Origin of the sequence: Pseudomonas peli (genome assembly GCF_050563605.1) — a bacterium.
Classification (GTDB): Bacteria; Pseudomonadota; Gammaproteobacteria; order Pseudomonadales; family Pseudomonadaceae; genus Aquipseudomonas; species Aquipseudomonas peli_A.
The window spans coordinates 1-238 of the sequence record NZ_JBNXUH010000426.1 but is presented as its reverse complement, the minus strand read 5'-3'; the positions used below and the strand labels follow the sequence as shown (position 1 = coordinate 238).

Here is a 238-nt window from a genome sequence, read left to right as displayed (position 1 = left end):
CACTTTGTGTTACTTGTGTTTTTTTTTTTTAGCGAAACGGGTCCCACCGATCTGCACACTCGTGGGGCGTCGTCGGCAGCGACAGATGTATATAAGAGACAGCTCTGGTACACCGCGTCGATGATGCCTTGCTTGTTCACCGCCATGTCCAGCGCCTGGCGCACTTCGAGCTTGTAGAACGGCGGGTGGGTGACGTTGTAGGCGATATAGCCGACGTTGAAGCCGGCCTGCTCAGGCA

1 protein-coding gene is annotated in these 238 nt (G+C 55.5%); it reads right to left on the bottom strand.

The features are described from left to right. A partial coding sequence (locus ACQ4LH_RS22150) for an ABC transporter substrate-binding protein (protein ID WP_430699030.1) occupies nucleotides 1–238 on the bottom strand: 238 nt, incomplete at both ends.